The sequence below is a fragment of the Arthrobacter sp. KBS0703 genome, from assembly GCF_002008315.2.
Classification (GTDB): domain Bacteria; phylum Actinomycetota; class Actinomycetes; order Actinomycetales; family Micrococcaceae; genus Arthrobacter.
The window spans coordinates 251,996-266,942 of record NZ_MVDG02000002.1; the positions used below are offsets into that span (position 1 = coordinate 251,996).

Annotated in this window: 9 protein-coding genes; 6 read left to right on the forward strand and 3 right to left on the reverse strand. The window is 67.1% G+C overall.

Annotated elements, in window-relative coordinates; translation table 11 throughout:
- Positions 1-71 precede the first annotated feature (71 nt).
- The 5 genes from B1A87_RS21720 (at position 72) to B1A87_RS21740 (ending at position 8,627) form a co-directional block, all read left to right on the forward strand.
- Positions 72-1,610: an aldehyde dehydrogenase family protein gene (locus tag B1A87_RS21720; RefSeq protein ID WP_078029640.1), complete on the forward strand. Its 1,539-nt coding sequence runs from the start codon at positions 72-74 to the stop codon at positions 1,608-1,610.
- Positions 1,611-3,266, forward strand: coding sequence for a GMC family oxidoreductase (locus B1A87_RS21725; RefSeq protein ID WP_078029639.1), 1,656 nt, complete (start codon positions 1,611-1,613; stop codon positions 3,264-3,266).
- 105 nt (positions 3,267-3,371) lie between these two features.
- On the forward strand, positions 3,372-5,009 hold the full coding sequence (locus tag B1A87_RS21730; RefSeq protein ID WP_078029638.1) for an APC family permease: 1,638 nt from the start codon (positions 3,372-3,374) through the stop codon (positions 5,007-5,009).
- Between the two features lie 145 nt (positions 5,010-5,154).
- Complete coding sequence (locus tag B1A87_RS21735; RefSeq protein WP_078029637.1) at positions 5,155-5,712, forward strand: hypothetical protein; 558 nt, start codon at positions 5,155-5,157, stop codon at positions 5,710-5,712.
- On the forward strand, positions 5,709-8,627 hold the full coding sequence (locus B1A87_RS21740; RefSeq protein ID WP_144275928.1) for an ATP-binding cassette domain-containing protein: 2,919 nt from the start codon (positions 5,709-5,711) through the stop codon (positions 8,625-8,627). Before B1A87_RS21735 ends, B1A87_RS21740 begins: the two co-directional genes overlap by 4 nt.
- Here the strand turns inward: B1A87_RS21740 and metH are convergent.
- Both metH and B1A87_RS25130 read right to left on the reverse strand, forming a co-directional pair.
- Positions 8,617-12,267, reverse strand: coding sequence for a methionine synthase (gene metH / locus B1A87_RS21745; RefSeq protein WP_078029636.1), 3,651 nt, complete (start codon positions 12,265-12,267; stop codon positions 8,617-8,619). The two genes, B1A87_RS21740 and metH, sit on opposite strands and share 11 nt — an antisense overlap.
- Positions 12,268-12,689: 422 nt before the next feature.
- Positions 12,690-13,139 carry a Rieske (2Fe-2S) protein gene (locus B1A87_RS25130; protein ID WP_078029635.1) on the reverse strand — a complete coding sequence of 150 codons (450 nt, stop codon included), beginning with the start codon at positions 13,137-13,139 and terminating at the stop codon, positions 12,690-12,692.
- A 563-nt stretch (positions 13,140-13,702) separates the two neighbouring features.
- Between B1A87_RS25130 and B1A87_RS21755 the strand changes: the two genes are divergently transcribed.
- On the forward strand, positions 13,703-14,302 hold the full coding sequence (locus B1A87_RS21755; protein ID WP_078029634.1) for a TMEM175 family protein: 600 nt from the start codon (positions 13,703-13,705) through the stop codon (positions 14,300-14,302).
- 16 nt (positions 14,303-14,318) lie between these two features.
- Here B1A87_RS21755 and B1A87_RS25135 read toward each other — a convergent pair whose 3' ends face one another.
- Positions 14,319-14,708, reverse strand: coding sequence for an ATP-binding cassette domain-containing protein (locus B1A87_RS25135; protein ID WP_395940286.1), 390 nt, complete (start codon positions 14,706-14,708; stop codon positions 14,319-14,321).
- Positions 14,709-14,947: the final 239 nt, after the last annotated feature.

Below are 14,947 nucleotides of genomic sequence, written 5' to 3' on the forward strand. Positions count from 1 at the left end.
GCCACGTATCATTGAACGACTGTTCAAGAAAACTATTGAACAGTCGTTCAATGTGCATTACTGTCCCTCATATGACTTACGCCACACCCCTTCGGGACGTCACCCAAACCACAAAAACTGAAACAGCATCCAGCCTGTTCATCAACGGTGCATGGGAGCCGGCCGCCTCCGGCGCTGTCCGCGAAATCCGCAACCCCGCCGACGGCGAACTGGTGGCCACGGTATCCGAGGCAGGCCGGGAGGACGCGGAACGCGCCATTGCCGCAGCCCGTGCAGCCTTCGACTCCGGAACCTGGTCCAACGTCCCGGCCCCGGAACGCGGCACCTTCCTGCTGAAAGTCGCCGCCGGCCTGCGCGAGCGCCGGGAGGAGTTCGCCCGCGCCGAGTCGTTGGACACCGGCAAGCGCTTGGTCGAAAGCCGGATCGACATGGACGACATTGCTGCCTGCTTCGAGTACTTCGGCAGGCTCGCCGGGCAGCAGGCGGGCCGCATGGTCGACGCCGGGAACCCCGCCGTCGTCAGCAAAGTCGTCTACGAACCCGTGGGCGTCTGCGGCCTGATCACGCCGTGGAACTACCCACTGCTCCAGGCGGCGTGGAAGATCGCGCCCGCCCTCGCCGCCGGGTGCACCTTCGTCCTCAAGCCCTCCGAGCTGACCCCGTCCACGGCCATCCTGGCCATGCAGCTGCTGCAGGACCTCGGCCTGCCGGACGGCGTCGCCAACCTCGTGACCGGCGCCGGCGCGGAGGCGGGCGCACCGCTCTCGGAACACCCCGCCGTCGACTTCGTCTCCTTCACGGGCGGGCTGGAGACCGGCAAGCGCATCGCGGCGGCCGCCGCCGGCACCGTCAAGAAGGTGGCACTGGAGCTGGGCGGGAAGAATCCCAACGTGGTGTTCGCGGACGCGGACTTCGACGCCGCCGTGGACAATGCCCTCAACGGCGCGTTCGTCCACTCCGGACAGGTCTGCTCCGCGGGGGCGCGGCTGGTGGTGGAGGAATCGATCGCCGAACGTTTCGTGGACGAGCTGGTCCGCCGCGCCCGGGCCATCCGGCTCGGCGGTCCCTTTGACGACGCCGCCGAAACCGGGCCGCTGATTTCCGAAGCCCACCGCGACAAGGTCCACGCCTATGTCCAGCGCGGCATCCAGGAGGGTGCGCGGCTGCGGACCGGCGGCGCGGCGCCGCAGGGGGAAAAGTACGACGGCGGGTTCTACTACCAGCCGACCGTCCTGGACCGGGTGGAAAGAGGAATGTCCGTGGTCGTGGACGAGGCGTTCGGCCCGGTGGTGACGGTGGAAACGTTCCGCACCGAGGACGAAGCGGTGGCTACCGCCAACGACACCATCTACGGCCTGGCCGGCGCGGTCTGGACCCAGGATGCCGGGAAGGCGCAGCGCGTGGCATCCCGGCTGCGGCACGGCACGGTATGGATCAACGACTACCATCCCTACCTCCCGCAGGCCGAGTGGGGCGGCTTCGGCCAGTCCGGCGTGGGCCGCGAGCTGGGCCCCACGGGCCTGGCGGAGTACCAGGAAGCCAAGCACATCTACCAGAACACCAGCCCCGAGGTAACCGGTTGGTTCGCCGACCACGGCAAGGAGAACTAGATGCACATCGACAATATAGACAACCTCACCGACCGCGGATTCGACTACGTCGTCATCGGCGGCGGATCCGCCGGTGCTGCCGTCGCCGCCCGGCTGAGTGAGGACCCGGACGTGACCGTGGCCCTCGTGGAGGCTGGCCCGGATGACCGCAACCTGCCCGAAATCCTGCAGCTGGACCGTTGGATGGAGCTGCTCGAATCCGGCTACGACTGGGACTACCCGGTAGAACCGCAGGAAAACGGCAACTCCTTCATGCGCCACGCCCGGGCCAAGGTGATGGGCGGCTGCTCCAGCCACAACTCCTGCATCGCCTTCTGGGCACCCCGCGAGGACCTGAACGAGTGGGAGTCCAAGTACGGTGCCACCGGCTGGAACGCCGACGCCGCCTGGCCCCTCTACAAGCGGTTGGAAACCAACGAGGACGCCGGGCCTGACGCACCCCACCACGGGGACTCAGGACCCGTGCACCTGATGAACGTGCCCCCGGCTGATCCTGCCGGCGTCGCCCTCCTGGACGCCTGCGAACAGACGGGCATTCCCCGTGCAAAGTTCAACACCGGCACCACCGTGGTCAACGGCGCGAACTTCTTCCAGATCAACCGCCGCGCGGACGGCACCCGGGCCTCCAGCTCCGTCTCCTACATCCACCCCATCATCGAACGCCCCAACTTCACCCTGCTCACCGGCCTCCGCGCCCGCCAGCTGGTGTTCGACGCAGACAAGCGCTGCACCGGCGTGGACGTGGTGGACTCCGCATTCGGCCGGACCCACCGGCTCTCCGCCCGCCGCGAGGTGGTCCTGTCCACCGGCGCCATCGACTCCCCCAAGCTCCTGATGCTCTCCGGCATCGGCCCGGCAGCCCACCTCGCTGCGCACGGCATCGAGGTGCTGGTGGACTCACCCGGCGTGGGCGAAAACCTGCAGGACCACCCCGAAGGCGTGGTCCAGTTCGAGGCCAGGCAGCCCATGGTGCAGACCTCTACCCAGTGGTGGGAGATCGGCATCTTCACCCCCACGGAGGAGGGCCTGGACCGCCCGGACCTGATGATGCACTACGGTTCCGTCCCGTTCGACATGAACACCCTGCGGCACGGCTACCCCACCACCGAGAACGGCTTCTCCCTCACCCCGAACGTCACGCACGCCCGCTCCCGGGGCACCGTGAGGCTGCGCAGTCGCGACTTCCGCGACAAACCCATGGTGGATCCGCGCTACTTCACGGATCCCGAAGGCCACGACATGCGCGTCATGGTGGCCGGCATCCGCAAGGCCCGCGAAATCGCAGCCCAGCCCGCCATGGCCGAATGGACCGGCCGCGAGCTCTCGCCCGGCGTCGAAGCGCAGACGGACGAGGAGCTGCGGGACTACATCCGCAAGACCCACAACACCGTGTACCACCCGGTGGGCACGGTCCGCCTGGGCCCGGCCGACGACGACATGTCACCGCTGGATCCCGAGCTGCGGGTCAAGGGCGTCACCGGCCTCCGCGTCGCCGACGCGTCCGTCATGCCCGAGCACGTCACCGTCAACCCCAACATCACCGTCATGATGATCGGCGAGCGCTGCGCTGATTTGATCCGGGCCGACCTCATCCGCGCCAGCCACGCCGGCGGCGCTGTCAAGAAAGAGGTGGAGCTCAGCCCGTCCTTCGCCTGAGAGGCAAGTTCCGGAGGCTACTGATTTCACCCGCATCCAATGGCGGCCGCGGGTTGCATCGAGCGTACTTTTCTGACGTCGTACTTTTCTGACATAGGAGTTCACATGGAACCCAGCAAGAGTATTGATTCAAGCGGCATGGACGAATTCGGCTACACCCAGACCCTGGACCGGAGCATCGGCAAGTTTGCCAGCTTCGCCGCAGGCGTGAGCTACATCTCCATCCTCACCGGTGTCTTTCAACTGTTCTACTTCGGTTTTTCCATGGCCGGCCCCGCATACGCCTGGTCCTGGCCCATTGTGTTCGTTGGCCAGCTGATGGTGGCGCTGTGCTTTGCCGAGCTGGCCGGCCGCTACCCCGTGGCGGGATCGGTCTACAACTGGGCCAAGCGGCTCTCATCGGGGACCTCGTCCTGGCTGGCCGGCTGGCTGCTCCTGCTCTCCTCCATCATGGCGCTGGGATCCGTGGCACTGGCCCTGCAGCTCACCCTGCCCCAGCTCTGGTCCGGCTTCCAGTTCGTCGGTGACGGCACGGGCCCCTACGACTTCGCCATGAACGGCGTGGTGCTGGCCACCATCATGATCACCATCTCCACCCTCATCAACGCATTCGGCGTGAAGCTGATGACCAGGATCAACAGCATCGGCGTCTTCGTGGAACTGATCGCGGCCGTCCTGCTGATCCTGGCGCTGGGCTGGCATGTTGTGCGGGGACCGGAGGTCTTTTTCCAAACCAACGGCTTCGGCGAGGGCCACGACCTCGGCTTCTTCGGCGTCTTCCTCATCGGCGCCATGGCTTCGGGCTACGTCATGTACGGCTTCGATACCGCCAGCTCCCTCGGCGAGGAAACGAAGGACCCCAAGCGCACCGCGCCCAAGGCAATCCTGCGCGCCGTCACCGCCTCATTCCTGCTGGGCGGGCTGATCCTGCTCTTCGGCATCCTGGCCGCACCGGACCTGAGCGACCCGCAGGTGGGGGCTGCCGACGGCGGCCTCCAGCACATCGTGCTCTCCGTCCTTGGCGGGCCTTTCGGCAAGGCGTTCCTGGCATGCATCGTGGTGGCCGTGGTGGTCTGCACCCTGGCCGTCCACGCCGCAGCCATCCGCATGATGTTCGCCATGGCCCGGGACAACAACCTGCCGTTCAGCCGGCAGCTCAGCAAAGTGGATCCGGTCCGCAGGACCCCTAAGGTCGCGGCGATCGTGATCGGTGTCATCGCCGTCATCCCGCTGCTAGTCAACGTCATGCAGCCGGCCATCTTCACCATCCTGTCCAGCATCAGCATCGTCCTGATCTACCTGTCCTACCTCCTGGTCACGGTTCCCCTGTTGCGGAAGCGGCTCCTGAAGCAATGGCCGCTACGGGATCAGCAGTCCGAAGCCGGATTCAGCCTTGGCACATGGGGTCTGCCGGTGAACATCCTCGCGGTCCTCTGGGGCGCGGCCATGACGGTGAACCTGGTCTGGCCCCGGTCTGAGATCTACAACTCGGTGCCGCCGTTCGAGTGGTACCTGCAGTGGGGCGGCGTGATCTTCGTAGCCGCCGTGATCATTGGCGGCACTCTCCTCTACCGACTGAAGATCCGCCACCAGACCGGGGTGCTGGCCGAGCACGCCGCGGCAGTCGCAGCGCATCCGTCGTCGGGCGCCGCGCAGCAGGAAAAAGCGCAGCACGAAGCAGCGCAGTACGAAGCCCCGGAGGATGCGGTCGCAGCCAAGATGGCCGCATCGGAAGCCTGGTAACGCCCCCGGAAAGGTCGACGACGGCACTCACCTGAGCGCCGTCGTCGGCCCTTTTTGCGTCAGTGGCCCCGCGCAGATGAGTGACTAAACGTCACACAACGCGACGGCATCCGGATCCGGACACACAACGCCCTACCCTTGACACGTGACTTTGACTCAGATCCGCACTGCCGCCGCGAGCTCCCTCGCCGCCGCAGGTCTCCTGTTTACCCTCGCCGCCTGTTCCACGCCCGCCGCCACCCAGCCGACTACCTCTGCCCCGGCGTCCGAGGCAACGGCTTCATCCAGCGCCGCCTCCGAGCCATGCGCCGGCGTGAAGGTCATCGTCGATTCGGGCTCTCTGAAGCAGGCGGCCGCTGACACGTCCGTTTGCGTGCCCGTGGACGCGCCGACGCCCGCTTCCAAGGTGCTCGACGAGGCAAAGGTGAAAACCGAGGGCACCGCCCAATATCCCAAGGAACTGGTGTGCCGAGTGAACGGCGTGCCCGCCGCAGACCTCGACATCGCCCACAAGGGCGGCACGTACCGGGAAGAATGCAGCAAGATGCCCGCCGCCTTTGCCTACTGGTCACTGTGGGTCAAGCCGGCCTCCGGTAAGTGGGCATACGCGCAGGAAGGCCTCGCCACCCTGAAGGTGAGCCCGGGAGAGAGCCTGGAACTGCTTTACACGGTCGACGGCGCACCGGCCTCACCCGCGGCATGACCTTTCGGCCCGCGCCGTTACGCGCAGCGGCGGCTCTCTCCGCCGTCTTCATCGCGGCGCGGGTCATCTACCGCATCCTTTTCAACGGGGCCGGCATCGGTGAGCCGGTCCTGTTCAACCTGCCGGCCGTGCCGCTGCCTGCCCCGTACGCGCACGTGGTCCTGCTCGGTCCGGTAACGGCGCCCGGCCTGCGGGAGGCGGTCCTGTCCGCCCTGCCGATTGCCGGGATGATCCTCGGTTTCGGCCTGCTCAACGCCTGGGTGGACGTGGCCCGCGGCTTCGTGCACCTGGCCCGCGGCGGCCCACTGCAGGGCTTGGCCAGGACCCTTGTGGTGGCCTGGGCGGCGCTGCCGGCCCTCTCCGACGCCGTGGCCTCCGTACGCCTGGCCTTTCGGTTGCGGGGCGAACGCTTTGGCCCCCGCGCCCTGGTGCCCGTGCTCGAGCGCACCCTCGAGCACGCCGGCCGGGTTGCCGCGGCCCTGGAGCTGCGCGGCTTCGGGAGCCGGGCAGCCCATCAGCCCATCCGCGGTACCGAGGCACCGCTTCTTGTCCGGGACGCACAGTTCCGCATTGGTGACGCGCAGGTGCGGGTCGCCGGATTCACGCCGTCTCGCGGGTCCATAACGGTCATTACCGGGCCGACGGGCTCCGGCAAGTCCACCATCCTGCGAGGTATCGCCGGCCTCCTCTCACACGTTGACGGCGGAGAGATTTCCGGCACCGTGCGTCTCGCCGGAACCGTCCGTGCCACCACGCCGCCGCGCGATACCGCACGCCTCGTCGGCGTCGTCCTGCAGAATCCCCGCGGCGCATTCGCCAGCACCCGGGTTCGGGACGAAATCTCCCTTGCACTGGAGCTGCGCGGCATGGCATCCGGGACCGCCAAAGCCCGGGTGCTGGAGATCGCGCACCATATCGGAGTGTCGGCGCTGCTGGACCGGAATGTCAGCACCCTCTCGGCGGGTGAGGCAACGCTCGTGGCCATCGCCGCCGCGGTGGTGGAGCAGCCGGCCCTGCTCCTGGTTGATGAGCCCCTGGCGGACCTTGACACCTCAGCACGCGGACACGTCATCGCCGTGCTCAACGCCCTCGCCCGCGACGACGGTGTCTGCGTCATCGTGGCGGAACACCGGGCGCAGCCGCTCGTGCCCGTGGCCGACTCGTGGTGGACCATCGACGGCAGCGCCCTGGTGCCGGGTGCTGCGCCGTCCGCTTCCCCGGCGGTTGCGCATCCAACGCCGGCGCAGCCGGCGGAGCGGGTGGCCGTCCTGACGGCGACAAATCTCGCGGTGCACCGCAAGGGCAAGCCGCTGGTGCGCGATGCATCCCTGACCCTGCGCCGCGGCGAAGTGGTGGCCCTGGTGGGGCCGAACGGGGCCGGGAAGTCGTCCCTCCTTGTGGCGCTCGCCCTGGGCGAAGGCACGGTTGGTGAAGGAACAGTCGGTGTAAAAACGGTCGACGGCGGCACGGTCGACGGCGGCCGAGTCGCCCTTGTCCCGGACGCCTCGGACGACCTCTTCACGAGGGATACCGTCGCAGCAGAGCTTCGCGCGGCAGACCGGCGCGCGCGGCGTCGCTCTGCGCGCCAGGATCGCATCGGGCGTCACCAGGACCGGCGCAGCGACGAGCTTCCCCCAATGCCTGCGGCGTCACGACTGGCCCGTTTGCGGGGAGACGTACGGATCCCCATTGGACATGAGCATCCCCGGGACCTCTCCGCAGGAGAGCGCAGGATCCTTGCCATCGCACTGCAGACCATGCACGACCCCCAGGTACTCCTCATCGATGAGCCCACCCGCGGACTGGATCCCGCGGCGCGCACAGCAGTCTCGGCGGCACTCCGGGCCGCCGCGGACTCCGGTGCGGCCGTCCTGATCGCCACGCACGACCTCGACTTTGCCCACGGCCTCGGCGCCCGGATCCTCCCGATGCGTGACGGCGTCGCGCCCTCTTCCGTGCCAGAATCCGTGGCCGCCAATGCACCTGAATCGCCCCTCCCGCTTGCCCGTCAGGCGGGCACCGGACCAAGGCTACGGGTCATCGAACGCACAGACTCCCAGGGAGCGGAAAGCCCGGCAACGGAACGCCAGCGCAGCATCCGGATGCCACGGGCTGTCGAGCTCGCGGTTCTTGCGGCCGCAAACCTTCTGGCCCTCGCAGCATTCTGCTGGCCGCTCCTCGCCGCGGCCCTCCCGGAGGATGCCGCAGCGGCCCTCCCCTACGCGGCGCTGGCCATTGCGCCGCTCGCCGCCGTCGCCGTCGTCGTGTCCATGGACGGTTCAGTCCGCTCCGCGCACACGGTGGCGTTGCTCGGCGTCCTGGCCGCCGTAGGTTCCGCGGTGCGGGTGGCCAGCACCGGCGTCGGGGGCGTGGAGGCAGTCTTCATCCTGCTGATCCTCGCCGGACGGGCCTTCGGGCCCCGGTTCGGCATGCTCCTCGGCGCCGCCACCATCGCCATCTCCAGCGCCTTGTGGGGTGGCATCGGGCCGTGGACACCGTTCCAGATCTTCGCCTGCGCGTGGGTGGGCGCCGGGGCCGGACTGCTCCCCCGGCGGGTGCGGGGGAAAGCCGAACTGTGGATGCTGTGCGGCTACGGCATCCTGGCGTCCTATGCGTTCGGCCTGCTGACCAACCTGTGGTTCTGGCCCTTCGCGGTGGGCGCCGGCACAGGCATCTCCTACGTGCCCGGCGCGCCGCTGGGCACCAACCTCAGCAGCTTCCTGCTCTACTCGCTGGTGACGTCGACGGCCGGCTGGGACACCTTGCGTGGCATCACCACGGTGGTCGGAATCGCTGTGGTGGGGCGGGCCATTCTCGCGGCACTCCGGCGGGTGAAGCCGGTCTCCCGCGCGGGCGGGCAAGCCGCGAAGGCTTCGTCCGCCCAGGCCAGGGACCGGCTTCAACTCACACCTTGAAGTACTTGGCCTCCGGGTGGTGGAACACGAACGCGTCGGTGGACTGTTCGGGATGCAGCATCAGCTCATCGCTCAGGACCACGCCCATCCGCTCGGGATGCAGCAGTTCCACCACCTTGCGGCGGTCCTCCATGTCCGGGCACGCGGGGTATCCGAGCGAGAACCGCGCACCGCGGTAGTCGAGCTTGAACAGGCCGGCCTTGTCCTTCGGCTCCTCGGCTGCGAAACCCAGCTCGGAGCGGATGCGTGCATGCCAGAACTCCGCGAGCGCCTCGGTGAGCTGCATGACCAGGCCGTTGAGCTCGTAGTAGTCGCGGTAGTGGTCGCCAGCGAAGAGCTTGGCAGTCACCTCGTCGACATTGCCGCCGGCGGTGACCAGCTGCACCGGCAGCACGTCTATCTGCCCCGATTCGCGCGAGCGCACGAAGTCGGCGAGGCACAGGTGGCGGTCGCGGCGCTGGCGCGGGAAGTCGAAACGCAGCCGCTCGGTGCCCAGCGGACCGCCTGATCCGCCGTCGGGGGCGAGCAGGCCCGCGGTGCCGAGGACGCCGTCGCGGTCCTCCCCGTGGTGCAGCACCACCACCTGTTCCCCCTCGGAAACCACCGGGAAGTAGCCGTACGCGACGGACGCGTCGAGCATTCCCTCGCCGAGGATGCGGTCCATCCAGTACCGCAGGCGCGGCCGGCCTTCGCGTTCCACCAGTTCCTCATAGGAGGCGCCGTCCTCGCCGCGGCCGGGCTTGAGCCCCCACTGCCCCATGAACGTGGCGCGCTCGTCGAGGAAAGCACCGAAGTCGTGGAGCGAGACGCCGCGCACGATACGGGTGCCCCAGAACGGCGGCGAAGGCACGTGATTGTCGACGGCGACGTCGGAACGCCCGGGCATAGCCTCCGGCTCGGTCACCTTGAACTTCGGGCCTCCTTTATGGATCCGCTTCTTCAGCGCGGGCAGGCCCACCTCTGCGGGGTCAGCGCCGCGGGCCACCTGCACCAACGGCTCCATGAGCGACAGGCCTTCGAAGGCGTCCTTGGCGTAGCGGACCTCGCCGTCGAACTGTCCCGCGAGGTCCTGCTCGACGTAGGCGCGCGTCAGGGCTGCGCCGCCGAGGATGATCGGCCACTTCTTCGCCAGGCCACGTGACTGCAGCTCGGCAAGGTTCTCCTTCATCACCACGGTGGACTTCACGAGCAGGCCGGACATGCCGATCACGTCTGCGTTGTGCTCCTCGGCCGCGGCGATGATGTCGGAGATCGGCTGCTTGATGCCGAGGTTGATCACCTTGTAGCCGTTGTTGGTGAGGATGATGTCCACCAGGTTCTTGCCGATGTCGTGCACATCGCCGCGCACGGTGGCGATCACCATGGTGCCCTTGCCCGAAGCATCGGATTTCTCCATGTGCGGCTCGAGCAGAGCGACCGCGGTCTTCATCACCTCGGCGGACTGTAGCACGAAGGGCAGCTGCATCTCGCCGGCGCCGAAACGCTCGCCCACAACCTTCATGCCCTCGAGCAGGTAGTCGTTGATGATGCCGAGCGGGGTCATCCCCTCGGCGCGCGCCAGGTCCAGGTCCTCTTCGAGGCCCTTTCCTTCGCCGTCGATGATGCGCCGCTCCAGCCGCTGGCCGGTGGGCAGCGCCGCAAGTTCCGCGGCGCGCTGGTCCTTTAGCGCTGCGGTGTCGACGCCGGCGAACAGGTCCAGCATGCTGGCCAAGGGGTCGTACGTGAGGTTGCCCTCGGCGTCGTATTCGCGGCGGTCCCAGACGAGGTCCAGGGCCACCTTGCGCTGCTCCTCCGGCAGTGAAGCGAGCGGCACGATTTTGGCCGCGTCGATGATGCCGCTGGTGAGGCCCGCCTGCACGGCCTCGTGCAGGAACACCGAGTTCAGGGCCATGCGCGCTGCCGGGTTCAGGCCGAAGGACACGTTGGAGACGCCGAGGGTGGTTTGGATACCGGGATACTTCGTGGTGATCTGGCGGATGGCCTCGATGGTTTCGATGGCGTCGCGGCGGGTTTCTTCCTGGCCGGTGGCGATGGGGAAGGTCAAGGCGTCGACGATGATGTCTTCGACGCGCATCCCCCATTCGCCCACCAGGGCGTCGACGAGGCGCGACGCGATGGCCACCTTGCCCTCGGTGGTGCGTGCCTGGCCGTGTTCGTCGATGGTCAGGGCGATCACGGCGGTGCCGTGTTCCTTCACGAGCGGCATGATGCGCGCGAAGCGGCTGTCCGGGCCGTCGCCGTCCTCGTAGTTGACGGAGTTGACCACCGGGCGCCCGCCGATGTGTTCGAGCCCGGCCTGCAGCACGGGCGGTTCGGTGGAGTCGATGACGAGCGGGAGCGTGGAGGCCGACGCGAAACGTGACACGACCTCCTTGATGTCGGCCACGCCGTCGCGACCCACGTAGTCAATGCACACGTCGAGCAGGTGCGCGCCGCCGCGGACCTGCTCGCGGGCAATGTCGACGCAGTCGTCCCAGCGCTCTTCCAGCATCGCCTGGCGGAACGCCTTCGAACCGTTCGCATTGGTGCGCTCACCAATGGCAAGGTACGCAGACTCCTGGTCGAAATTCACGTGATGGTAAAGGGAAGCGATGCCTGCTTCACGCTCGGTGGGAAGGCGGCCGCCGTCGGCGGCCCGCCCACCGCTGGTGACGGCGGCGCTGGCGCGGAAGGGCGCAAGACGCTCGACGACGGCGGCCATGTGTTCCGGCGTCGTACCGCAGCAGCCGCCCACGAGGCCCAGGCCGAATTCGCGCACGAACTGCTCGTGCGCGGTGGCGAGTTCGGTAGGCGAGAGCGGATAGTGCGCGCCGTTGGCACCAAGGACGGGCAGGCCGGCGTTGGGCATGCAGGCGATGGCCACGGAGGACTGCCTGGCGAGGTGGCGCAGGTGCTCGCTCATCTCGTCCGGCCCGGTGGCGCAGTTCAGGCCGATGGCGTCGACGCCGAGCGGCTCGAGGGCGGTGAGCGCGGCGCCGATCTCGGAGCCCATCAGCATGGTTCCGGTGGTTTCGACGGTCACCTCGACGAAGATCGGGAGCCGGATGCCGCGGGACACGATGGCCTGCTTGCAGCCGTTGACCGCGGCTTTGGTCTGCAGGAGGTCCTGGCTGGTCTCGATGAGAAAGGCGTCCGCTCCGCCGTCGATGAGGCCCTGGGCCTGCAGGGCGAAGGTCTGCTTGAGGTAGTCGTAGGTGGTGTGGCCGAGGCTGGGGAGCTTGGTGCCCGGCCCCATGGAGCCCAGGACCCACCGCATCCGTCCGTCTGATTTTTCTGCCGCTTCGGCGCGGTCCCGGGCGATCTCCGCACCCTTCCGGGCGAGCTCTTCGATCCGGTCGCTGATGCCGTAGTCGGAAAGGTTGGACCAGTTCGCGCCGAAGGTATTGGTTTCGACAGCATCGATTCCCACCGCGAAGTACGCGTCATGAATGTCCGCGAGGATATCCGGCCGCGTGGCATTGAGGATCTCGTTGCAGCCTTCCAGCCCCAGGAAGTCGTCCTCGAGCGACAGCTCCCGCCCCTGCAGCATGGTGCCCATCGCCCCATCGGCAATGACGACCCGGTGGTTCACGGCATCCAGCAGCTCCTGCGAACGGACGGGGCGGGGGACGGACTCAATATCAAGCGCAAAACGAGGCATGTGACCACATTACGGGCGGGGTCCGAACATTGCGCCGTGTTTTCCATGTACTACGACGGCGGGTGGAGGGCCGGGGTGCTGCTCTGCCTCCCGCTCCACAGCGTCACGGCGGAATTCGACGCCCTGCCAGCATGAGCGCGAGATTCCGTCAACCGGCAGTGGAGCGGCCGTGGAAGCTTGCGCCACGGCCAGCAGGCGGAGTTCCCAAGCTTGCACAGCGTATATCGCTTCCGTATTGCTGTGGACAGTTTGTTTGCTCGTGCCAGGGCGCAAGGTGAGGACCTCCCAGGCCGGGCCGTGTTGTAGGGCCGTGCGGCAGGCCCGACCGAGCCTTCCGGCGCTCTCAGACGCATCTGGGCTTGGTATCTCAAAGAGCAGACCCGACAGTCCAAGCGAGGCGCCACGTGCCATTTAATCCATTGTCAAGCGATGACTGTGATCCAGTCCCCGTCGATGGCGGCGGTTAAAGGCAGGAGAGGGCGGCGCGCCGGCCCGGTGATGACGCTGCCGTCCGACCCGTTGAAAGTGGAGCCGTGACAGGGACATTCGAAGTTCATACCGGCAGGCGCCACCGTGCAGCCGGCGTGCGTGCACGTTGCGTCATAAGCCACGACGTTGTTGTCTTCAGGTCTGAAGACAACAACGGTCCTTACATTGGCTTTCCCTGTGGCGGTGTCGCCTACGTTAACCTCGCTGAGCTTCCCGATCCGGAAGGGACGACCGGGTGGCGCCGAAGGGGCGGGAGCCAGCGGGACGGTGGTGCCGCCCGAGGGAGAGACGGAGCAGGCGGACAAGCCCAGCGCGCCGCCCACCGTGGTCGCAGCTGTACCCAGCAACACGGAGCGTCGAGGCAGGGATTTTTCGGAACTCATGGAGCTATCGTGCCAGCTCGGCCTGAAAGTATGCTGCGCTCCCTGGAAACACCGCACGCCTGCGACAGGCCGGGAGGGGCGAAACTCCGGCGACCTCAACGGCTGGTTCGAGGAGGAGCGGCATAGCCCACTGAAGGTGGAAAGCCGGTGCTTCGCCTCTCGCCGCTTCTGTTAAGGCGGGGTTCTGTCCAAGGGAGAGTTCTTTGACCGAGCGGTTTCGATTTGACGAGTCTGGCCACGAAACCCTGGCGGCAAGATCGTGCTCCGAGTCCGTTGGCCCGTTGCGGCAACCCGTCGCGGACGTCGACCGCAGCCTAGGGAGGGCCGGGGAATTTGACGAGTTCTGGGCGAGCAGTGGTCGCGGTCAATGGACGTCACGCCCACTAGCTCCGACGCCTAAAAACATCGTTCGACGCCTCCCCCGACTGGGCCCGGCTACGCGTGCATACACGCCTGTCGCAACCGCCCCATCGAGGGCGGGAACCTTGGGCCTGAACTTTCTCGCTGACGGGTATTGGCCACGAGGCAGGGGCTTGGGATGATGCGCTGATGAAGGGAACTCAGTGAACAAGAATCGCCTCGAGGCATTCAGCGATGGCGTACTGGCCATCGTCATCACCATCATGGTGCTTGAACTGCGTGTGCCCCACGAACCGACGTGGCAGGGGTTGGCCGCTGTGCTGCCCACGTTCCTCAGCTACCTGCTCAGCTTCGTATACGTGGGTATCTACTGGAACAACCATCACCACATGATCCACTTGGCCGACCGGGTAAACGGCGGGATCCTCTGGGCGAATCTGCACCTGTTGTTCTGGCTGTCGCTCTTCCCGTTCAGCACCCGTTGGATGGACGAGTCCGGGTTTCTGCAGGTCCCGGTTCTTGTATACGGGATCAATCTCCTCTGCGCAGCCATTGCCTACTTCATCCTGCAGCAGGCCCTCATCCGCCAGCAGGGCAGGGACGGTGCCCTCGCCCGGGCCGTCGGCAGGGACTGGAAGGGTAAGGCGTCCCCGCTGATCTATTTGACGGGCCTTGCGCTGAGCGGAGTACAGCCCTTGTTGGGAGTTGCGGTCTATACGGTGGTGGCGCTGATCTGGCTTGTTCCGGATCGTCGGGTTGAGCACTTCGTAGCTCAGGCGCACCAAGACCAACGCCGGCACTGACCTCAGACCCTGGAACTCAAACCTCCGCCACCGGAGCCGCGAACTGCGCCGCGTACAGCGCCGAGTACGCCCCACCCACCGCCAAGAGTTCAGCATGCGTCCCCTGCTCCACGATCTGCACGGCCTCCATCACCAGGATGAGGTCGGCGTCGCGGATCGTGGACAGCCGGTGCGCGATCACGAAGCACGTCCGGTCGGACCGCAAAGTACTCTTCGCCTTCTGCACCAGCACCTCGGTCCGCGTATCCACCGAGTTCGTCGCCTCGTCCAAAATCAAGACAGAGGGCCGGGCCAGGAACGCCCGGTCAATCGTCAGCAGCTGCTTCTCGCCGGCGGACACATTGGCGCCCTCGTCGTCGAGCACGGCGCCGTAGCCCTCCGGCAGAGTGCACAAACCGGTCCACATACGCCGTCTTTGCTGCCTCCAGGATCTCCGCTTCGGTAGTCGAAGGCCGGCCGTACGCGATGTTGTCCCGGATGGCCCCCCGAACAGCCAGGAATCATGCAGCACCATGCCCATCCGCAGCACAGCCCGCGCCGGGAGACGGTGGTGACCTCCACGCCGTCGAGCGTTATCCGCCCCGCATCCAGCTCATAGAACCTCATCATCAGGTTCACCAGCGTGACTCGTGGAGCCTATTCGAG